This window comes from Planococcus plakortidis, assembly GCF_001687605.2.
GTDB classification, from domain to species: Bacteria; Bacillota; Bacilli; order Bacillales_A; family Planococcaceae; genus Planococcus; species Planococcus plakortidis.
The window spans coordinates 2,501,515-2,523,032 of the sequence record NZ_CP016539.2; the positions used below are offsets into that span (position 1 = coordinate 2,501,515).

17 protein-coding genes and 2 pseudogenes are annotated in these 21,518 nt (G+C 52.6%); all 19 read right to left on the bottom strand.

Annotation, left to right across the window (positions count from 1 at the left end):
• Positions 1-34 precede the first annotated feature (34 nt).
• The 19 genes and pseudogenes from BBI15_RS12565 to BBI15_RS12655 all read right to left on the bottom strand — a co-directional run bounded on the left by BBI15_RS12565 (position 35) and on the right by BBI15_RS12655 (position 21,495).
• Positions 35-1,456: an alanine/glycine:cation symporter family protein gene (locus BBI15_RS12565; protein WP_068869996.1), complete on the bottom strand. Its 1,422-nt coding sequence runs from the start codon at positions 1,454-1,456 to the stop codon at positions 35-37.
• A 94-nt stretch (positions 1,457-1,550) separates the two neighbouring features.
• Entirely contained in the window at positions 1,551-2,642 is a 1,092-nt protein-coding gene (locus BBI15_RS12570) for an amidohydrolase (RefSeq protein WP_068869998.1), read from the bottom strand.
• 98 nt (positions 2,643-2,740) lie between these two features.
• Entirely contained in the window at positions 2,741-4,354 is a 1,614-nt protein-coding gene (locus BBI15_RS12575) for a M20/M25/M40 family metallo-hydrolase (protein WP_068870000.1), read from the bottom strand.
• Between the two features lie 42 nt (positions 4,355-4,396).
• Complete coding sequence (locus BBI15_RS12580; protein WP_157101665.1) at positions 4,397-5,311, bottom strand: DMT family transporter; 915 nt, start codon at positions 5,309-5,311, stop codon at positions 4,397-4,399.
• A gap of 44 nt (positions 5,312-5,355) precedes the next feature.
• Positions 5,356-6,830 (bottom strand): annotated as a pseudogene (gene panF, locus BBI15_RS12585) (sodium/pantothenate symporter).
• Positions 6,827-7,099, bottom strand: coding sequence for a YhdT family protein (locus BBI15_RS12590; protein ID WP_068870002.1), 273 nt, complete (start codon positions 7,097-7,099; stop codon positions 6,827-6,829). The pseudogene panF and the gene BBI15_RS12590 overlap by 4 nt, the downstream one beginning before the upstream one ends.
• 179 nt (positions 7,100-7,278) lie before the next feature.
• On the bottom strand, positions 7,279-8,586 hold the full coding sequence (locus BBI15_RS12595) for an efflux RND transporter periplasmic adaptor subunit (RefSeq protein WP_068870004.1): 1,308 nt from the start codon (positions 8,584-8,586) through the stop codon (positions 7,279-7,281).
• Positions 8,583-9,272 (bottom strand): hypothetical protein, encoded by a 690-nt coding sequence (locus tag BBI15_RS12600; RefSeq protein WP_068870006.1) that lies wholly within the window; start codon positions 9,270-9,272, stop codon positions 8,583-8,585. The genes BBI15_RS12595 and BBI15_RS12600 overlap by 4 nt, the downstream gene beginning before the upstream one ends.
• A 763-nt stretch (positions 9,273-10,035) precedes the next feature.
• Entirely contained in the window at positions 10,036-10,266 is a 231-nt protein-coding gene (locus BBI15_RS12605; RefSeq protein ID WP_068870008.1) for a DUF2187 family protein, read from the bottom strand.
• A 78-nt stretch (positions 10,267-10,344) separates the two neighbouring features.
• Complete coding sequence (locus tag BBI15_RS12610) at positions 10,345-11,307, bottom strand: ABC transporter ATP-binding protein (RefSeq protein WP_068870010.1); 963 nt, start codon at positions 11,305-11,307, stop codon at positions 10,345-10,347.
• Positions 11,304-12,242, bottom strand: coding sequence for a C40 family peptidase (locus BBI15_RS12615; RefSeq protein ID WP_068870012.1), 939 nt, complete (start codon positions 12,240-12,242; stop codon positions 11,304-11,306). The genes BBI15_RS12610 and BBI15_RS12615 overlap by 4 nt, the downstream gene beginning before the upstream one ends.
• A gap of 1 nt (position 12,243) precedes the next feature.
• Positions 12,244-13,350 carry a mandelate racemase/muconate lactonizing enzyme family protein gene (locus BBI15_RS12620; RefSeq protein WP_068870014.1) on the bottom strand — a complete coding sequence of 369 codons (1,107 nt, stop codon included), beginning with the start codon at positions 13,348-13,350 and terminating at the stop codon, positions 12,244-12,246.
• Position 13,351: 1 nt separating this feature from the next.
• Positions 13,352-14,275 (bottom strand): S66 peptidase family protein, encoded by a 924-nt coding sequence (locus tag BBI15_RS12625; RefSeq protein ID WP_068870016.1) that lies wholly within the window; start codon positions 14,273-14,275, stop codon positions 13,352-13,354.
• 505 nt (positions 14,276-14,780) lie between these two features.
• On the bottom strand, positions 14,781-16,418 hold the full coding sequence (locus BBI15_RS12630) for a peptide ABC transporter substrate-binding protein (RefSeq protein WP_068870017.1): 1,638 nt from the start codon (positions 16,416-16,418) through the stop codon (positions 14,781-14,783).
• 57 nt (positions 16,419-16,475) lie between these two features.
• Positions 16,476-17,612 carry an ABC transporter ATP-binding protein gene (locus BBI15_RS12635; RefSeq protein ID WP_084632891.1) on the bottom strand — a complete coding sequence of 379 codons (1,137 nt, stop codon included), beginning with the start codon at positions 17,610-17,612 and terminating at the stop codon, positions 16,476-16,478.
• A gap of 4 nt (positions 17,613-17,616) precedes the next feature.
• Positions 17,617-18,536, bottom strand: a pseudogene (locus tag BBI15_RS12640) (ABC transporter permease).
• Entirely contained in the window at positions 18,536-19,471 is a 936-nt protein-coding gene (locus BBI15_RS12645) for an ABC transporter permease (protein ID WP_058382981.1), read from the bottom strand. The pseudogene BBI15_RS12640 and the gene BBI15_RS12645 overlap by 1 nt, the downstream one beginning before the upstream one ends.
• A 12-nt stretch (positions 19,472-19,483) precedes the next feature.
• Positions 19,484-20,308, bottom strand: a complete 825-nt coding sequence (locus BBI15_RS12650; RefSeq protein ID WP_068870019.1) for a M55 family metallopeptidase — start codon at positions 20,306-20,308, stop codon at positions 19,484-19,486.
• 722 nt (positions 20,309-21,030) lie between these two features.
• Entirely contained in the window at positions 21,031-21,495 is a 465-nt protein-coding gene (locus BBI15_RS12655) for a hypothetical protein (RefSeq protein WP_058382979.1), read from the bottom strand.
• Positions 21,496-21,518: the final 23 nt, after the last annotated feature.

Here is a 21,518-nt window from a genome sequence, read left to right on the forward strand (position 1 = left end):
AAACCTCTTCCGCAAATGCGGAAGAGGCCAGAAGTTATTCGTCGTGACGATGTGCTTCTTCTCCCCAGCATTCCGTGTTTTTCAGGCCAGGTAAATTTTTCGCATAGAAGACCGGGTTCTTGCCAGCTTTCCTCTGCCCTATATAATCGTCGAGGACGCGGAATGAGATCTTGCCGAGCAATGCGATAACGACCAAGTTGATGACCGCCATCATGCCCATGAACAAATCAGCCATGTTCCAGACCAGCTGGACTTGCGCAATCGAACCGAACATGACCATCGCCAGCACGCCGAACCGGTAAACCGTCAGCCACATGCTGTGGGCATTGATGAACTCGATGTTCGTTTCGCCGTAATAATAATTCCCGACGATGGAACTGAAAGCGAAGAACGTAATGGCGATTGCCAGGAAATATGGCGCCCAGCCGCCAAGGTGCATATCCAGGGAAGCTTGCGTCAACAGGATGCCTTCCTGTTCACTCGTGCGGTACAGATCCGCCAAGATGATGACGAACGCGGTTGCCGAACAGATGATGATCGTATCGAAGAATACGCCGAGGCTTTGGACGAGCCCTTGTTTGGCGGGATGCGAAACGTTCGCGGACGCTGCGGCATTCGGGACAGAACCCATACCGGCTTCGTTCGAGAACAAGCCGCGGCGGATCCCCTGCATGATCGCCGCGCCGATTCCGCCTCCGACCACTTCCTCAAGGCCGAATGCATTCTGGACAATCAAAGTGAAGACCGCCGGAACTTCCGTGACGTTCGTGACCATGATGTAAGCGACGACAATCAGATAGATCGTCGCCATGATCGGCACCACGATTTGAGTTACATGCGCAATACGGCGTACCCCGCCGAAAATGACGATGGCTGCCAGGACGACCAGACTGGCCCCGACCACCCAGTTCGGGATATCGAAGACATCACCGACCGATTGGGCGATGGTGTTCGATTGCACCGAATTGAAGATGAAGCCGAACGCGAGCGTCAGGAGGATGGCGAAAATGATGCCCAATTTCCGGGTGCCGAGCGCTTTTTCCATATAATACGCAGGCCCGCCGCGGAATTGTTCGCCGTCTTTGATCTTGTAGACCTGAGCGAGCGTACTTTCGATGAATGCGGTTGCCATCCCGATGAGGGCTACGACCCACATCCAGAACACGGCGCCCGGGCCGCCGATGGCAATCGCCAGGGCGACGCCGGTAATGTTTCCGGTCCCGACACGCGAGGCGGTCGAGATCGTGAATGCCTGGAACGCGGAAATCCCGCCTGTCCCGTCTTTCTTTTCCGTGATGACACGGAACATCTCGCCAAACAAACGCACCTGTACAAAGCGCGTGCGAATTGTAAAGTAAAGCCCTAAACCGAGCAGGAGCCCAATTAATATGTATGTCCATAATAAGTTATTGCCTTCGTCGACTATCCATGTCAACCCGTTGAAAATTGCATCCATTTCATAGACCCCTTTAAAATCCTATAGTTTATGCATGGTTCCATACCCTTAATGGAAGGCATGGAAACAAAAAGTTCCAGTAGTGGCAATGCCTTCATGCCAGGCGAAGCGTCTCCGCCAATACGCGGGCACCGATATCAAGCGCATCGCGGTTGAATTTCATGTCCGGATGATGCAGCCCAGGCGCCAAATCCGCTCCGATCCCGATCATCGCCGCCTTCAACTCCGGTTGTTTGATCGTGTAGAAATGGAAGTCATCCGCGCCGGTCGTCTGGATGGGTTCAGCATAAGCCTCTTCCCCGAGCACATTGCGGATGGCCTGCGCGGCAATTTCCATCGCTTCCTCCGACACTTCGGCAGCCGGCGTATAATCGTTCCATTTCAAATCGATTTTCACATCGTGAAGCGCTGCGATTGCCCGCAGGCCATCCTCGAGGCGAACTTTCATCGCATCCATCAACTCATTGGACTGCGAGCGCACGTCCAGCGCAAATGTGGCGCTTCCCGGGATGATGTTCAGGCTGTCCCCGCCGGTCTGGATATTCGTCAGCTTGGCTGAATAGGATTCGAACGGCGAGAAATAAATCGTTTTCACGAATTGATGGATTGCCGCAATGACATCGATGGCATTTTTGCCTTGATGCGGCCGCGCACCGTGCGCATCTTCTCCGGTGATCTTGCCTTTCAGGAAGATGCCCGATCCGTGTTGGAGCGCCGGTGTCACTTTGCCGAACGGCAGCTCTTCCTGCGGCCGCAAATGGACGCCGAACAGATGTGTCACGCCTTCCAATGCGCCGCGTTCAATCATCGCAAGCGACCCATTGCCCTGCTCTTCGGCCGGCTGGAAAATAAAGCGGATGCGTTTAGTCAAAGTTTCATCCTTTAACCGCAGGAGCGCACCGAGCACCATCGACATATTGGCGTCATGGCCACAGGAATGGTTGGCCTGTACCTTGCCGCCCACTTCCTGCCACAAGGCATCGATATCCGCACGCACGGCAATCACTTCCTCGCCTTCCCCGATTTCTGCAAACAAGCCCGTGACATCATCAAATGTCCGGTACTCCACCCCGAGCGCTTCCATGATCTGCGCCAGTTTCTTCGTGGTCTCGACTTCTTTGAAGCTGACTTCGGGATGCGCATGGAAATGGTCGAAATACGTTTCGGTCTGCTGTTTGAATTCCATAAAAGATCCGCTCCTTCATTTTTTCATCTTTTTGAATTGTACCTGTCTTCTCCATTCAAAACAAACCGGGCCCTGTAGAGCTTGTGGTTTTCACGATGTTAATCAGCGTCTTCTCCGATGTGCAAAATCAGGCTGGCGATGATTTCCGGGATTTCCTCGAAAGCATTCTTGATATGGAGCCGTTCGGTGCGTTTATGCGGGTCTTTGCCGAATGGGCCGATGTTCAGGACCGGTGCCTTCAGATGTTGCATCGCCTGGAACGGGATGCTGTATTGGTCGCCATAGACGGGCGTGTTGTTTTCATAGCTGACCCAGCCGCTCGAGCTGTCCTGGTAATTGACATAGCTCAGGTCGGAGATGCCGTTGAAGAAATGCACTTGCTCGAGCTCCAGGCCGAAACGTTCAAAGGCATGACGCGTGACGTGCCCGACACATTTCTCGATGAACGGGTCGTCGCTTGAATTGACCGCCGGGTAATAGGGCGGCGCAAATAGCAGGACGATGCCAGGCGTCAACTCCTGGCAATTGAGCAGCAGGATGTCCGCGATATGGAATGATTTATCGCGGACGTCACGTTCCGGGTCCATCAAGGTCTCGCGGATCAATTGATTGAGGTAATCGATCCCGAATTTTTCCTTGGCATACTCCACAAGCTCTTCGTAACGGATGACGCGGATATTATCAAACCGCGGCTCCATGGCCGCTTTTTTGCATAATGCACGGTAATCTTCCATGCATTCCGCAGCGGATTCCTTCGCCAGCCCCTCAAAAATATCCATGATGTCTTCAGCGTTTCTTTCCATGGTGAAGACATTATAGAGCGCTTTGGTGCGGTAAGGCGTCTGCACAGAATACTCCTCTTTCATGTCCCCTTGCGTCAGGGTTACCGGAAGCGGCGTTTCTTCCCCGTGCACGGTCTCGGAAAATGCTGGATTCCATTCCATTTTCCGCGTCAAATACGTGGACAGATAGCTTGAAGTCATGCCGGCAAGCGGCTCGCCTGCATGCGTTTCCTTTCCGTAGAACAAGGCGCTCGGCATGATTTTCCCGATCGACCCGGTATAGATATATTGCGATTCGTCGCCCGGTGATTTCGCGAATACCGGCTCGCCGTTCAAAAACAGCACATATTCCAGGCCGTATTGGCGTTCGAGATCGAGCAATTTCGATACGCCGTAACGCATGCCCGCCGAGTTGACTTCCTCATCCGGCACCGTCATGAGCAAGAGGTTGACCGGCCATTCTTCGCTGCTTGCCCGTTCAATCAATGCCATGTGGATCGCGAGCCCGGACTTCATATCCATGATGCCGCGCCCGAATAGATACTCGCCGGATGCAAGGTCTTCCTGCATCTCCGGCGTGAATTCATTTTTGATTTTCTGGAACGCTTTCTCGAGTTTTGCCGGTTGATAGGCGAGCGGGGCCAAATCCCCGTATTCGTGAACGGCGACCGTATCGAAATGGCTGAGCAGCACGACGGTGCGCGCAGCTTTCTCGTGTTTGTACAGAGCCGTCAAATAGCGCCGCTCCCAATTGACCTCCCCCAAGGAAACCAGTTCCGGATGGTTTTGGAAATATGGCATTTCCATTAATTCGGCTTGTAACTTTTCCGGGAATTTCACTTCCCCTTCCGTTAATCCTTGCGATTCCCAGCCGACCAATCGTTCGGTCAGCTGGCGCAATTGTTCGGGCGTGCCCCATAAACTAACCATCTTTCATTTCTCCTTTCGCTATTCCACTATAGAAAAAACGGCTCATCCGGGGAGCCGTTTCCTGCGTTTCCGGAGCAAATCCTCCGCTGCCCCCGACCCGAAGATCACGCCGATGACAATGAGCACCAGGCCGATCAAATGGCCAGGCGTAATCGTTTCACCGAGAATGAGGCTTGCTGCCACGAGCGAGAACAGCGTATTCAAGTTCATGAATATGGCCGCTTTCGTCGGTCCTGCCTGGCCGATCGAGTAATTATATAGCATATGCCCGACCGCCGTCCCGAGCATTCCCGAGAAGAAGAATGCCAGCCAGAACGAAGACGGGACATCTGCGAATGCCGCGATTTCCCCCGGCTCCTGGATGAGCGCGATGATGAACAGCACGGTCGCCCCCGTAACGAGCATATATCCAGTCAGCAGGCGCGGATCGAGTGAACGTGCCGCATTTGCTATGACGATATAACTGAAGACCTGGGCGAGGATCGAAATGAAGACCAGCACATCGCCCAGGCTCAAGCCTGATGCCGAATCGCTTCCGACCATTACGGTCGTGGCAACACCGGCAAAACCGATGAAGACGCCGAGCCATTGCAGCCTCGAGGGCACGATGCGCATGATCAGCGACACCAATACTGCCGTCAGCATCGGCCCGGTCCCGAGAATCAAGCCGGCATTCGTGCCGGAAGTGATCGCCAAGCCCTGGGACAGGAAATAATGATGCGCCACGACGTTGAGCAAAGCCCCGAGCAAGATATATTTCCAGTCGCTGCGCTTTGGCCAGCGCATCATGCCGAGCGATGCGAGAATGATCAGCACGGTCACTCCAGCCAGCAGGATCCGAAACGCCGTCAGCGTGACCGGATCGACAAATTCCAATAAATATTTGACCGCTGCGAGGTTAAATCCCCACACGACCATGACGGATGTTAAGATGCCGTAAACTTTCCATGGAGTCAAAAGCGCAGCCCTTCTTTCCCTAATTCCAAGTATAGCCCTCTATTTTACGCTTGTTTCTCGTTTCTGTATAGAACGGCGTTGTAATCATACGCCTGCCGTTTGATCAGCAAGCTGAACGCGATAAAGGCGATGAGCGACAGGAGGACCGGCAAGGTGACTGTATGGACGCCGAACAAATTGCCGTTTTCGATGTTGTAGAAATGAAGTGCGATATAGCTTGCGATCCCTGTCGCCATGCTTGCGACCGCCCCATATTTATTGCCCCATTTCCAGTACAGGCCGAGGACGATCGGCCAGATGAACGCCGCTTCCAATCCGCCGAATGCGAATAAATTCAGGAAAATCAATAGATCGGGCGGGTCGAGCGCCAGCAAGAAGACGATCACGCCGAGAATCCCGGTGACCCCAAACGACATGCGCTTGATTGTTTGAAGGCTGGCGTCCGGTTTGACGTAGTTCAAATAGATGTCCTTGACGATCGACGAGCTGACGAGCAACAACAGCGAATCGACCGTCGACATGATCGCCGCCATCGGAGCCGCAAGCACGATGCCCGCGACCCAAGGCGGCAAGGTTTCGAGCGCGATGAGCGGAATGACTTTGTCGCCGACTTCGATGCCTGGAAGGATGGGGCGTGCGAACACGCCGATCAAGTGCATATTGAGCATGATGAAGCCGGTGACGATGGTACCGATGATGAGCGCGCGGTGCATCGAGCGGGCGTTTTTATAGGACATGGCCCGGACCGCGATTTGCGGCAAGCCGACAACGCCGACACCGACGAGAATCCAGAACGACGACACGTAAGCGGCGCTGAGATTGCCTTCCGCCCCGTACGGCGTGACCAGATTCGGGTTTTCATTGATCAGATCCTGCATGATGTTCGAAATCCCGCCGCCAGAAATAATAACCGCAACCAGCAAGACGAGCGTGCCGATGAGCATGACCGCCCCTTGCACGGCATCCGTCAAAGCGACTGCCCGGAAGCCGCCGATCGTCACGTAGACAAGAACACTGATGGCAAATAAGAACAATGCCGATTGATAGCTGAGCCCGGTCAAGGACTCGATCAGCCGCGCGCCGCCGATCCACTGCGCCGCCATCGCAGAAAACAGGAAGATGATGATGCTAAGCGCCGACAACAACACGACGGCTGTGCTATTGTAGCGGGCTTTGAGAAAGTCGATCATCGTCACCGCGTTATAGCGGCGCGCCATGATGGCGTATTTTTTCCCGAGAATCATCAGGACGAAATAGCCGGTGACCACTTGCGTCATCGCCAGCAGCACCCAGCCGAAGCCCATCGTATAAGCGGTCCCCGGCCCCCGAGGAAACTCGAGGCACTGCCGTATGTCGCGACCATGGTCATCGCAAGCACGAAGCCGCCAAGTTCGCGGCCGCCAAGGAAGTAATCGCTGATGAAATTCGAAGAGCCGGCCAATTTCCGGCTCGACCAATAACCGATGAAAAAGATGATGATCAAGAATACGATCATGGGAATGAGGACTGAATAATTCATCGGCTTTCCCCCTGTTCTTCGTCAAATGGCACATCGACGAAGAAAAACTTCACGACGACCGCGACCAGCACGGCCATGACCAGGAATCCGACGATGCAGCTGTAGAAAAACCAATCGGGCAAGCCGAATATGTACGTGTATTCCTCGACGGGGCGGTTGCCAAGCCCATAGGCAAAAGCGAACCACCAGATGAAGTTAAAAAGCGCGAGGCCGAGGCCGATCCAGGCTTCCCGGTGCGCGACGCGAAAGCGCCAATCTGTTTCTTTCATGGATATCCCACTCCGATCAATGGCTGTAATGTGTTGTGTCTATCGTACACCAATGGCGGCCGTAAATTAAGCGCCAGTTTCAGCGGCGCTGTTGCTGTGCCTATTTACACAGCCGACACGTGAGCTTTCCGTCTTTCATTGCCATCAAAAAAACCTCCGGAACTTCCCGGAGGTTTTGCTTAGCGTGCCAATAGATATTCGACATAAGCGCGCCATTCTGTATTCTTCGCGTAATTAAAGTCCGGCGTGCGGCCCGGGAACGGCATGAAGAGCTTCGGCCTTCCCGGATAATCGTGAAGCTGCTCTTCGTTGATTGCGATGTCCCCTGCTTCCATGCCGCTCGCGAGCACGATGCGGCCATGCTGGGCAAAGGCGATCTCGACCGGAACGGCACTCGGGCGGCCATCAATATTCAATGTATAGGCAGTGCCCGCCGTCTCGTCGTCATCGTAAATCCAGCCATCGCGCAAGGCGACCGCGTCTTGTGCTTCATTCAAAGTAATTTCGGTATTAACATTGCTTCCATACGGCATCGTGTCCTGCAAGGACGCATCTGGCGCAATGCGCACTTCGTAGAAGGCAATCGGGTTGTTTTGTTCGATGCGGCCGAGGTCGCGGTAAGCTTCGAACCATTTCGACTCTTCCGCCGGGATTTCGGAAACGCTGCGGACCGTTCCCGGAATCGCGCCTTCAATGCCTGGCGCCTGGATGAATACGCGGTCGGCCTGTTCGACTTCATGCCATTCATCTTCCAGCAAATACGTGACGAATTCCCGTTCATTATTGTAAATCTCGATGCTGAGCGGCGCGCTGTCACGGTTGATGCTTGCGACCGTCCCATCGACCGGGCTGATGAGCGCCGGATTTTCCTGGCTTTGCGCGAGCTGCGCTTCCACGACCGCCAGTTCAGAATCGATGGCTGCCAGGCGCTGCTGGGCTTGCGCGATGCCCGAAGCATATGCGCCGTCTTCAGGCACTTCCACGCCGACCGAGACGTTGACATCCATGCGCAATTCCTGCTCCATGTCTCCGCCAATTCCCGGATAGCTGGAGCTGTTATTGGAGTTTTCGGATACGCTGCTGTCTTGCGATGCACGCGCCTGCGTCAATTCCTGCAACGTGGACTGGACTTCACTGCGTTCTGCTTGAAGCGCGCTTTGTTCCGATTGCCAAATGGCGCGCTGGTCTTCCGATTCGCTTTCGTTCAAGCGGGCCAATTCGGCGCCCGCTGTCACGGCGTCGCCTTCTTTGACGAGCCATTGCTCAAGCGCTTCGTGGTCCTGGACATAGATTTCCATCGTGTCCTGCGGTGCCGTCAATGCTTCTTTCGGCAATGTTTCGGTATATGTATGGGTATACGCCTGTTCATACTCACTGACATATAATTCTTTTGAAATGATGCTCTTCTCACCGAACAGCAAGAGGAAGTTCGAGGTCAAAAAGGCGACGATGGCGATAGATAAGCCGATAAAGAAAAAGCGGTTCATAGGATCGGCCCCCCTTGCATAAAGTCACGCAGCATTTCATCGACCGGAATCTGGCTGAACAACGCGACGATCAATGCCGAGATGATATGAATCATGATCAGCGACAGCAGGATGACCTTCGGCGACACACGCGAAAAGTTCTTGATGAAGCGGTATTGGATCGCGATGATCAAGGATGTGAATAAGGTCAATTGATTAAAGAAATATATCAGGTAGCTGTTGTCGAGAAACGTCGCGGCGATCGGCCCGAATGAAAACGGCGAGAAGGCCATCGTGTAGCCATTCCAGGCGAATATGCCGAAAATCAAGCCCTTTTCCAGCACCAACAATGCCGTAACGTAGGCCTGCATGACGATCATCGCCTTCCACGGGATGCCGATGATGCGGCTGTAGAGATAAGCCGCTATGTACAGATGGAAGCTCAAATACAAGCCCCCCCATAGCAATGTGCCGGCAAGCGAAGTCCAGCGTGCGAGTGTGTATCCGTCGAACATGCCTGCCGCAAGCAGCGGCGTCAGCGACCCAGTGTTCATGCCCCATATTTCAGGCAAGGCGAACACGATCAGGCCGAGTACAAGAATCACGGCCAGCCGCTTATTGATCTGCCTCATTTCGGTGTTGCGTAAATTATGTATGAGTTGGCCTTGGTTCAGGAAGAAATGCCAAAATTTAAAATCAGATATCATGCGTCTAAGTCCTTTCAGGCAAATGGCGTTCTGCTTAGTTTTACTTTACCAAAAAACCATACGCTTTGAAACGAATTCTCTGCCACAATTTTCAATATTTGGTGGCTTTGAGACGAATGGCACAGGATTGTGGTGAATTTCAAAATAGTAAAGGGTGAAGTAATGAAAAAGAAGTGATTGGAAAAGCTTCCGCTTTTCGACTGCGCTCCAATGGCTGCTTTCCGGGGGGCGGGTGTTGAGCCAACGTCCCGCAAAAAACGCGGTACGTTTGTCTCGCCAGCCCGCTCGGTCCCACAGGAGTCAGCCATTTCCGCTCCGTCTCTAGTTTTAGAGCAGAAGAAAACTTCTTCTTTCCACTCATTATTATATGTGAAATTGCGTCATGTACTATAGCCTGTATCTTTTGGAACAAAGACAATACAATTATGTGTGCTAATTCACCACAAGCTTTTCGAATCAAATAGTACAGCACCAGACGTCGTGTTCCGGGAAGCGATTCCCCCACTAGCCGGCAACTGGATAAAGAAGCAGTTCTATCTAAAGCATCTTGCCAACGAAATCTCCAAGCTGCCGAGCGCCAAGGGTGAGCCGACGCCGTAAGACAGGTGCTCTTCCTGGCTTATGGCAAGAGGCCAACCCAAGCAGGGCGGCGGCTGCCAAGGCAAAGCTTAGATGGAAAATAGAAAGATTTCCACACCCAAACACTCGCTATCTTCACTTAATTTCATACAATAAAAAACCTCCGCGGCTGCGGAGGTTTCATTTATTGATCTGCGACAACTTTGTATTTCTTATGTGAAATTACGGTCATGTTGGAAGCAGCGCCGATTTCCTTGGCGTCTTCTGGTGAAATCTCGACGATCACCGAGTTGTCCATAATTTTGAAGATGGTTCCGTTAACGTCGACGCCATTGCGGGTGAATGAAATCCATTCGCCGATTTTGCGGGCCGCTACAAATTCAGATACTTCTTTTTCATGGGGTTGAAATGCCATAGTTATCCACGCCTCTCTATAATGAAAACATTATCTTTTTATTATAGCATAAATTTATGGTAATTTCACCTGTTTCACTTACTCATACAAATGACAGGCGACGTAATGGCCGGGCTCTTTTTCCTGCCACGCCGGCTTTTTCTCCGCGCAGATGCTCATCGCATGCGGGCAGCGCGTCCGGAACACACAGCCGCTCGGCGGATCGATCGGGCTTGGCAATTCGCCTTCCAAAATGACGCGCTCGCGGGCTTCTTCGATATCCGGGTCCGGGATCGGAATCGCAGACAGCAGCGCTTCCGTATAAGGATGAAGCGGCTTCTCATACAACTGGTCGGCCGTCGTCAATTCCACCATATGCCCGAGGTACATGACGCCGATGCGGTCTGATATGTATTTGACCATGCTTAGGTCATGGGCGATGAACAAATACGTCAAGCCCTTTTCCTTCTGCAGTTTCTGCAGGAGCATGACGACTTGCGCTTGGACCGATACATCGAGTGCCGAGATCGGTTCATCCGCAATGATGAAATCCGGGTCGAGCGACAAGGCGCGCGCGATGCCGATGCGCTGCCTTTGCCCGCCGGAGAATTCATGCGGATAGCGGTTCGCATGGTCGCGGTTCAACCCGACATCTTCCAGCAATTGATGGACGCGGGCCTGCAATTCCTTTTTATTTTTATACAGCCCATGGACTTGCATCGGTTCGGCAATGATTTCGAAGACGGTCGAACGCGGATTAAGCGACGCGTATGGATCCTGGAAAATCATTTGCATATTGCGCAGGTAATCGAAGCGGTCCTTGTCTGACATTTTGTGGATATCGACGCCGTCGTATTCGACTTTGCCGTCGGTCGAGCCGTATAAGCCCATAATCGTCCGTCCCGCTGTCGATTTGCCGCAGCCAGATTCCCCGACGAGCCCAAAGGTTTCGCCGCGTTTGATATCAAATGAAATGCCATCGACCGCTTTTAGAGTCGTGTCTTTGCCGAGATCGAAATGGCGCTTGAGTTCCTGTACAGACAATAAAGTTTCGTTCGTCATGTTGTTTCCTCCTGTGTGAATCTGCGGACTGCACATAATTCCTTGTCGTAGACCGTGCCTTCGAGGCGGATGATTTCAATGGCTTTGCCCGATGTCGGCGAATGGATCATCAGGCCATTGCCGCAGTAAATGCCGACATGGTGAAGTTCGCCTTTTCCTTCTTCATAGGCGAAGAACAACAGGTCGCCTGCTTTCCAGACATCGGAATCGAGCCGGTCGATTTCTGCGCCTTCTTTGGACTGGTCCCCTGCATCCCGTGATATGTATAGGCCGTTCGCTTTCAGCATGTGATGGGAGAATCCGGAACAGTCATAGCCGAAGCTCGACATGCCGCCCCAGAAATACTGCAATCCCAAAAAGCGCTCCGCTTCACCCACAATGGCCTGCGCGCTTCCGGATGGGATCTGGTCAGGCGCTGGGACGAGCTGGACGTGATGTGCTTTGAGATAAGCATCGCCATCCGGGGTATGGACATGGATATGGGTTTCGCCTGCATCTATGACCGGCAGCAAGCTGTTGAAAGGCAGCTGGGCGACCGGCCGGTGGTCTCGCGTCCATAATTGCGCTTTGTCGGCAGTGACGCGCGCGTAGCTTCGATCTGTAACGGAACTGATTTCTTTCAGATGCGCTAAAGGCACCCAGCCCGGATAGCCGCGTTCGTCTTTATGGGTCGGCTGCCAAGGCGCGATGATTTTCGCCCAAGTGCCGTCGGTTTCTTCTATTAAGACAGGTTCGCCGTATAGCAGTTGCGTTTGAAGCCGGTTGCTTTCGGTGAGGTCCTTCGTTTCCTGCCGGTTCATCGCTTCACGCCATTTATTGATATCGGGCTGATCCGCCACGCCTTGAGCGTCCACTTCCCGCACTTTATCAGGATGGGTCCAGACGCTCGTCACCGGAACGCGGCAGACCCATGTCGTCGGTTCTGGCTGTGCCATATTATCCTCTCCATTCACGTAAAGTCTCCAGGAATCTCTCTGCATCGATGCCAAGCCCCGGTTCTTCTGAAAAACGGACGGTTTTGCCGCAGTACTGGATGCCTCCTGGCAGGATGTCTTCTTTCAGCATGAGTGGCGCATCAAAATCAAAGCGCGTCACATTCGGCTGGCTCGCTGCAAAATGGGCAGCGGCAGACAGGCCGAGTTTCGTTTCGATCATGCTGCCGGTCATGCACGGTACGCCGAAGGTTTCAGCAAGGGCATTGATTTTCAATGCCTTGTGGATGCCGCCCGCTTTCATCAATTTGATATTGATTAAATCCGCCGCGCGCATTTCCAGCACACGCTTCGCATCAACTGGGGAGAAAACGCTCTCGTCCGCCATGATCGGAGTCATCGTCTGTTCCGTGACGAATCTCATTCCTTCGATGTCATTCGCCGGAACCGGCTGTTCGATCAACTCGATACCGTATCCGGCGTCTTCCATCTTCCGGATGGTGCGCACCGCCGATTTCGGATCCCAGCCTTGGTTGGCGTCCAGGCGCAACGTCACTCGATTGCCGACACGGTCCCGGATTGCCTGGATCCGCCTCAAATCCTGTTCAGGCGTATCGATGCCGACTTTCACTTTCAATACCGTAAAGCCATCCTGTTCGTAATCCGCAGCATCCTGGGCCATTTCTTCCGGGGCATTGACCGAAACCGTGTAATCGGTCTCGATCGATTCCCGGTAGCCGCCAAGATATTGAGTCAAGGGCATGCCCGCTTGTTGTGCGATTAAATCATAGAGTGCCATATCGACTGCCGCTTTGGCACTGGTGTTGCCGACGATGGTCTTATGGAGCTTGTCAAACAGCTGTTCATGCCGCCGGATGTCCATGCCGATCAACCCGGCGCCAATCAGCTGGGCGGCGCGTTCGATTCCATCCAGTGTATCGCCCGTGATGACATGGGTCGGCGGCGCTTCCCCGAAACCGGAGCGGCCGTCTTGTGTCGCCAGATGGACAATGATCGCTTCAGCCGCTTCCACGGTCCGGAGTGCCGTCTTGAATGGCTTTTTTAAAGGAACGGCAACCCGGAATGTCTCGATAGACGATAGAATGGGCATCTCACTCGACCCCCGGCAGGATGGTCAAGGTTTTCGCGTCAGCATCAAGACGCGCTTTGACGCCGAGCGGTACAGAGAAATGCGGTTCGCAATGGCCGATCTTAAAGCCTTTGACGACCGGGATGCCCATGTCCTTGAAATAATCATCCAGCACTTGGTCAAGCGTCCATGATTGCTCCGGCTTTTTCGGTTCAGCGTTTTTGAAATCGCCGACGACGATGCCGGCCACTTCCTCGAATTTGCGGGCTTGCTTCAATTGGTTGAGCATTTCATCGACCTGATATGGTTCTTCTCCGGTATCTTCAATCAGCAGGATCTTGCCTTTCGTATCGAGTTCGAATTTGGTGCCGATGCCGCCGCGGATCAACGATAGATTACCGCCGACCAATTCTCCGTCCGCCATCCCGCCTGATAAGGTTTCCAATTCCGAAACAGACTCATCGTAATGCAATTCAAACGGCTGGAACAATTGGCCGAACATGCGGCCGCTGCGTTCATGGAATTCGGGTTTGCCGACATCAGACGCCAGCATCGGCCCATGGAACGTCACTAGGTCCGCATACATGCCGAGTGCATTATGCAGGAATGTCACGTCTGAATATCCCCAGAAGACTTTCGGATTTTCCTTGATCATGCCGTAGTCGATCCGGTCTGCATAGCGCGCAGCCCCGTATCCCCCTCCAGCGCAGATGATGCCCTTCACTTCCGGGTCTTCGAACATGGCATGCAGATCCGCTAAGCGTTCGTCATCCGTACCTGCGAGATAACCGTTTTTCGCTTCGACCGATTTCCCCATTTTTATGTTCAAGCCCAGTTCTTCCAAGAACGGCAAAGCTTTTTTCAAATTCTCTAAGTTCGGCGGGCTAGATGGCGAGATGATGCCTACCGTGTCCCCTTTTTGCAATCGTTTTGGCATTGTGCGCATATTGCTCACTCCTCTAGTTTTCTGTTCTTCACTCATTAAAACTACCAGTTTTCCTCAGTGAAAAACAGAAAAGCGCGGCGCCTGGCCGCGCTTCTGTTTTTTCAAGTGATCAAGTCCGTTGAACGGGCGTGACCGCTTTTAGTCATATCCAGCTCTCACGCCCAACTCCTCGGGTCATAAGCCATCTTCCCTGTGCGGCAAAAAGCGCCGCTTCGGGAACTCGTCTTATGCCTGTCGAGCCAGAACGGCCGCTTCAGCTTTTATTCATATCCAGCTCCTCGCCCCCAACTCTTCGGGTCGTAAGCCAACCCAGCATTGCGGCAAAGAGCGCCGCATTGCTGGTCTGTCTTACGCCTGTCAGAGCTGAACGGGGGCAGTCGCTTTTATTTATATCCAGCTTCAGCGGCCTGTCTCTCGGGTCATAAGCCATCTTCCCTGTGCGGCAAAAAGCGCCGCTTCGGGAAGTCGTCTTATGCCTGTCGAGCCAGAACGGCCGCTTCAGCTTTTATTGTTTATCCGCTGTTTTCAGGTCGATGTATCCTACCGGGTGGCGGAGGATGCCTTCGACGCCTTCTTTTTGCAGCTGGACTTGGTTATAGAAATGGATCGGGAAGATCGGCATTTCGTCCATTAGGATTTTTTCTGCTTCGATGAGCATGTCCCAACGTGCTGCAGAGTCTGTTTCTGCTTTTGCGTCCGCGATGAGCTTATCGAATTCTTCGTTGGACCATTGTGTGCGGTTCATGGAAGAATCGGTGATGAAGCTTTCAAGTGCGTTGACCGGGTCCGCATAGTCATGCAGGAATGAGCTGCGCGACAATTGGTATTTGAATTCCTTTTGCTCTGTCAAGAAGACGCTCGCTTCGACGTTTTGAAGTTCAACGTCTACATCCAAAGCGGTCTTGAACTGGTCTTGCAATGTTTCTGCGATGTTCTGGTGGGATTCGCTAGTCGAGTAGGAAATCGTCACTGGCGGCAATTCATCCCAGCCTTCTTCTTCCATTCCCTCTTCAAGCAATTGCTTCGCTTTGTCCGCGTCGAATTTCACCAATTCGCCCGCTTCGTCGCGGAATTCCTGGCCATTCGGGCCTTCAAATCCATAAGAGACAAAACCGTAAGCCGGTTTTTCACCGTTTTTCGTCACGTATTGGACGATGTCATCCTGGTTCACCGCATAAGCGAATGCTTGGCGGACTTTTTTGTTCGTGAATGGTTCTTCTTCAACATTGTAGCGGTAGAAATACGTGCCTGCCTGGTCCATCATGCTAAGTTCAGGAGAGTCCTGCAATTGCTCGGACATTTCTGCCGGCACGCTGGATACATCCAGTTCGCCCGCTTCATACATTTGGTATTCCGTGTTCGGGTCATTGACCATAGCCCAGTGGACTTTATCCAATTTCACGTTTTCAGCATCCCAATACTCTTCGTTCTTCTCGAAAACGAATTCCTCGTCGTGGCTCCAAGAAGCCAAGTTGAACGGCCCGTTTCCGACAAAGCTGTCCGCTTCTGTATGCCAGTCCGGGTTTTCTGTTGCTGTCGCTTCGTGGATCGGGAAGAAGCTTGGGTTGGTGATGATGTTCAAGAACGCTTCTGTCGGTTCTGTCAATTTCACGACGAAGGTCTTGTCGCCTTCTGCAGAAATCGCAATATCTTCTGCAGCGCCTTCTCCATTGTTATACGCTTCCGCGCCTTCAATGAAATAAGCGAGGAACGCTGCCGGAGAAGCTGTTTCCGGGTCCAGCATATGTTTCCATGCATAGACGAAATCGCCGGCTGTGACCGGTTCGCCGTTAGACCAGTTAGCATCTTCACGGATGTTGAATGTGTACGTCAACCCGTCTTCAGAGATGTCGATCGATTCAGCAGTCGCTTCGACCGGCTGGGATGATTCATCCAGGCGAGTCAAACCTTCCATCAAGTTATTCAAAGCGCCCCATGATACAGCGTTAAAGCCGATCGATGGGTCGAATGAAGTCGGTTCTTCCCCATTGTTCATATACAATACTTTCTCCCCGCCGGAATCAGCGGATCCTTCTTCTCCTGAATCGGTGCTTGTGTCTTCTCCCGCGTCTTCGCTTGCTGTACAAGCTGCGAGAACGAACACGAACATCGCCATCAGAAACAATACAAGCCATTTCTTCATGTGATTTCCCCCTCGTGTTTTCTTTATGTGAATGCGCAAATGCGCCCCCAGCCAAAATTATCTTGCAAAAGCCTGTTCATCGATCAGTTTTTGGGCCCGTGGATCCTGCAGCCAGCAATCCACTTTATGGGTCTCGGATAAAGCCGTCACTTCCGGATAGACATTCGTGCAGACATCCATCGAAAACGGGCAACGCGCGGCAAACGGGCAGCCAGTCGGCGGCGCGAACAGATCGGGCGGCGTGCCATCGATCGGCTGGAGTTCCCCGCCAGCAAGGTCGAGACGCGGCACGGAATTCAACAAGCCTTTTGTGTACGGGTGCTGCGGATGGTAGAAAATCTCGCGCTTATCGCCGGTTTCGATCACTTTGCCGGCGTACATGACCGCGATGCGATCGGCGATTTTTGCGACCACCCCGAGGTCATGCGTGATCAGGATGATCGAGACACCGGTTTTTGCCTGGATTTCTTCGAATAATTCCAGGATTTGCGCTTGGATGGTCACATCAAGCGCCGTCGTCGGTTCATCGGCAATCAATAATTCCGGCTCGCAGATCAAGGCGATCGCGATGACGATGCGCTGGCGCATGCCCCCAGAAAATTGGTGAGGGTATTGCTTGAGCCGCTCATCCGGATTCGGGATGCCGACCAGCTTGAGCATGTCGATGGCGCGCTGTTTCGCTTCCGCCTTGCTCAAGTTCTTGTGCTGCTTGACGCCTTCTGTCAATTGCTCGCCGATGGTCAAGGTCGGGTTGAGTGCAGTCATCGGGTCCTGGAAAATCATCGAAATATCGACACCTTGGATTTTGCGCATTTCTTTCTTCGATAATTTCGTGAGGTCCTGTGACTTGAAATGGACGCCTTTGGAGCTGATCTTGCCGGGCGGCTGCTGTATCAAGCCCATGATGGCGTTCGAAGTCACCGATTTCCCGCAGCCCGACTCCCCGACGATTGCCAATGTCTCGCCTTTATACAGGTCGAAATTAACACCGCGCACGGCCTGTACGGTCCCTCCATAAGTCTTGAAGGTTACGTGCAGGTCCTGTACGGAAAGGATTTTCTCCCCCGTGACGGTTTTGCGTTTTTTCGGCTTTACGATTTTGCCGCGTTTGCCGCTATGGTCGAGCGCGTCCATTTCCGCACCCTCCTCCAGGCGGGTCCGCGCCAACTCTTCAGCTATCTGCTTTCCTGTCATGTCTTCACTTCCTCATCTTCGGATCGAGCGCGTCCTGCAGCCCGTCTCCAAGTACATTAAATGCGAACATCGTCAATGAAATAAATAAGGCCGGGAAGAACAAGCGCCACCAGTCACCGGTAATGATGACCGGCAATGCATCGTTCGCCATGACGCCCCAACTTGCAAACGGTGCCTGGATCCCGAGGCCAAGGAAGCTCAGGAACGCTTCAGCAAAAATGGCGCTCGGTACGGTCAAGGTCATTTGCACGATGATCGGCCCCATCGAGTTCGGGATCAAGTTCTTGCGGATGATGCGCGGCGTCTTCGCCCCGAACGATTTCGAAGCGGTGACGAACTCGTAGTTTTTCACTTGCAGCACCTGTCCCTGACAATCCGTGCCATGCCGACCCACCCGGTAATGGTGAGCGCCAGGATGATCGTCCATAAAGACGGCCCCATCACGACGAGCAGCAAGATAACCACAAGCAAATACGGCAAGCCGTAAAGGATTTCGATGATGCGCATCATGATGCCGTCGGTTTTGCCGCCTTTGTATCCGGCGATGCCGCCGTAGACGATGCCGATGACAAAATCGATCAATGCGGCCATCAAGCCGACGAATAAGGAAATGCGCGCGCCGTACCACGTCCGTGTAAAGACGTCGCGCCCTGCTTCATCGGTCCCGAACCAATGCGTCGCACTTGGCGGCTGGTTTTGGTTCGGCAAGTCTTGCGTGGTGACGGAATGCGGCGAGAAAATCGGGCCGAATATCGCCATCACTGCGAGCAAAGCCAGGAAAATCAGCCCGAGCATCGCCAATTTATTTTGCTTCAGCCTGCGCCAAGCGTCTTTCCAATAGGAAAGCGACGGGCGGACGACGGCTTCTTTTTCATCCGCACTGTTGTCAGATGGGCGGAACCATTCATCACGGACTTGAGTCATCACACATCACCTTCTTTCTTGTGGAGCTTGATGCGCGGATCCAATATGCCGTAGACGATGTCAACCAGAAACAGCATGAAAATCAGGAACGCACTATAGAATACCGTGGTCCCCATGATGACCGGGTAATCGCGGTTATTGATCGAATCGACAAAGTATTTGCCCATCCCCGGGATCGCAAAGATTTTCTCGATGACGAAAGTTCCCGTCAAGATCCCGGCGAGCAATGTCCCCATGATTGTCACGACCGGCATCAAGGCATTGCGCAGCGCATGCCGCAAGACGATCCGCATCGGCTTGATGCCTTTGGCGCGAGCCATCTTGATGTAATCCTGCGTCAGCACTTCGAGCATGCTCGAGCGCGTCAGGCGGGCGATGATCGCCATCGGCCCGGTCGCGAGCGCAAGCACCGGAAGCACCATGTGCATCGGGCTGGTCCAGGTCGCCGGCGGAAACAGATTCCAGTTGACCGCGAGCTGCTGGATGAGCACTGTTGCGAGCACGAAGTTCGGGATCGAGATGCCGACGACCGCAAAGGCCATGGCTGCGTAATCGATCATTTTATTATGCCGCAGCGCAGCCATCGTCCCGAGAATGATTCCCGAGACGACCGCAACGAGAATGGTGATGATCCCGAGTTCGAAGGATATCGGGAAGCCTCTCGCCAATAGTTCATTGACCGTACGGTTCGGGTCTTTGATCGACGGCCCGAAATCGAAGGTGACGATCGATTGCATATAACTCAAGTATTGGATATGTAATGGCTGGTCGAGCTTGTAGAAGCGCTCCAGGTTCGCCTGCACCGTCTCGTTTGTATTGCGGTCGCTTTCAAGCGGCGAACCTGGAACGGCGTGCATGAGGAAAAACGTCAGTGTCGCGATGATGAAGATCGTCACGAGCATCATCAAAAATCGTTTGAATATGTATTTGCCCATTGTTTCTTCCCCCTAACAGAACTTCGCTTGCATCGCCAGTTCTGTCATGACCAGCATGGCGCGATAAGCTTCCAGTATGTTTTGTGCTTCGTAGCGGACGATCGTCGTGCCTTCTTCAATGCGTGTGCCGGGCATCATCGCCGCGAGCTCCGCTTCGCCGTAATTGGTGAATTCCATGCGAAGCGTCGGTTGTTCCGGCGGCATGAGCGGCTTGACGCGATCTTTGTGTTGGATCGCTTCCTGCGTTTTCTCACGCAGCAGCCGCTGTGCTTTTTTCGGATGCAGCGTCTTGACCGCGGAACGTGTCAAGGTCTCTTTGACCGCGACAGTCGTGACGCCGGGAATGAGCGCTTCCGCTTCCCGGCATGCGCAGTCATCTCCCGCCACCATCAACACCGGCACGCCGTGGTATCCGGCGACATACGCATTGAAGCCGAGCTCCCCGATTTCGACATCGTCGATCCACATCGACCGGACACCGAAAATCATGGCATGGGACATGACGCCTTTTTGGCCGGCGCGCGCATGATAGCCCGCAAAAAAGGCACCTGTAAAGCTATCGTCCAAACCTTCGACCATCGAAAACGCTTTGACGCCTCCCGTGATGAGTTCCGCTTCTTCGTGAAGGTCCTCAGCGATCAAATTGTTCATTTTGGAATGGGAGTCATTGATAAGGAACGCTTCTGCACCCGCATCGAACGCCCCGTGGATGATGGCATTGGCGTCGCCTGTCATGAGGCGGCGCCCCCTTTCATAATTCGCTTCTTTAGAATCCACATATGTATAATCCGGAAGTGCCGTCACGCCTTCCATGTCCATCGACAAGTAAAATTTCATGCTGCATAATTCCCCTTTGTTTGTCTTATTCGGAATATTTTTGTAACTTGATATGTACTAATGTAGCAATATTGTAAGAATATTTCAATATAATTTTTTATTCTAAATGTTTCTTTCTTATGCATTCTGTGATGGAAACCGAAGCGGAGATGACGGTACTCCCGTACTTTTTCGCCTGTCATCCATAAACGATCTATGCATTTCAGTGAACAGACGTTGCAATCCGGTGGCACGCTGACAAATCGTGATTCGATTCAATCTGCTGATCCCGTCCATGGGTACAGCAACAATCGGTTCTACGCTCAGAATCTCTCTATTTATTTTAATTTTTAGAATATTTGGTAATTTAGTCTCATGCATTTTCTTCCAATTCCTTATACACTTTAATTAAGTTATAAATAGTTCAACCGAACACTATAACTGGCAAACAGGGTTTCCCGATAATCAGAGAAGGAGCGGATCATCATGAATAATTTTGACAAAGTACTGGAGATGCAATGGGGAGATCTTGCGCTGGGCGTGACGGGTTCTGCTATCGTGATGTTGGCACTCAATTACTTCATGCTCATGTAGAAAGGAGCACCATATGGTTTCCGAACATACGTAAAAACCCTTTTCCGATAGATGGAAAAGGGCTTTTCGCATGTTTCTTTCCATATAAAAACGCCTGCTCTCCAATTCACGGGCAGGCGTTCCTTATCCATAGGCTGTTGTATGCTTCATCATAGACCTCCATCGAGTAATTGTTTTTGCTGGGACAGCAGTTTCTCAAACAGTTCCTTATCCCCCGCGGCTAATGCCTGGTCGATCATGCGGTTGAAGTTTTCCTGCTCCAGGAACTGGATTGCTTCGGTCGCTTCTTTCTTTGTTTGTTCGTTCACTTCGATCAATTCCGCCCTTTCTTCCTTCAGTATGCTTTGAAGGTGTGTATGGATATCCGAGACCAGCAGCAATTGGTAGAGCGGCAAACGGATAAAGCGGTTCCCTTTCTGGAATACAAAGACTTCGGAAAGGTTTTCGACTTGGAAGGTATTCAAGTTGACGATGATTTCCTTGCCTTCGACAGGGATGAAATGGAATACTTCATCGTCTTTCAGGATCGAAAAATATTGATAGGCGAACACAAACTTGATGCGGTGCCCTTCTCTCTTTGTATAAAACGGCTTCATCAATTTGACATGCAACATCTGACTCCCCTCCTTATATTTCA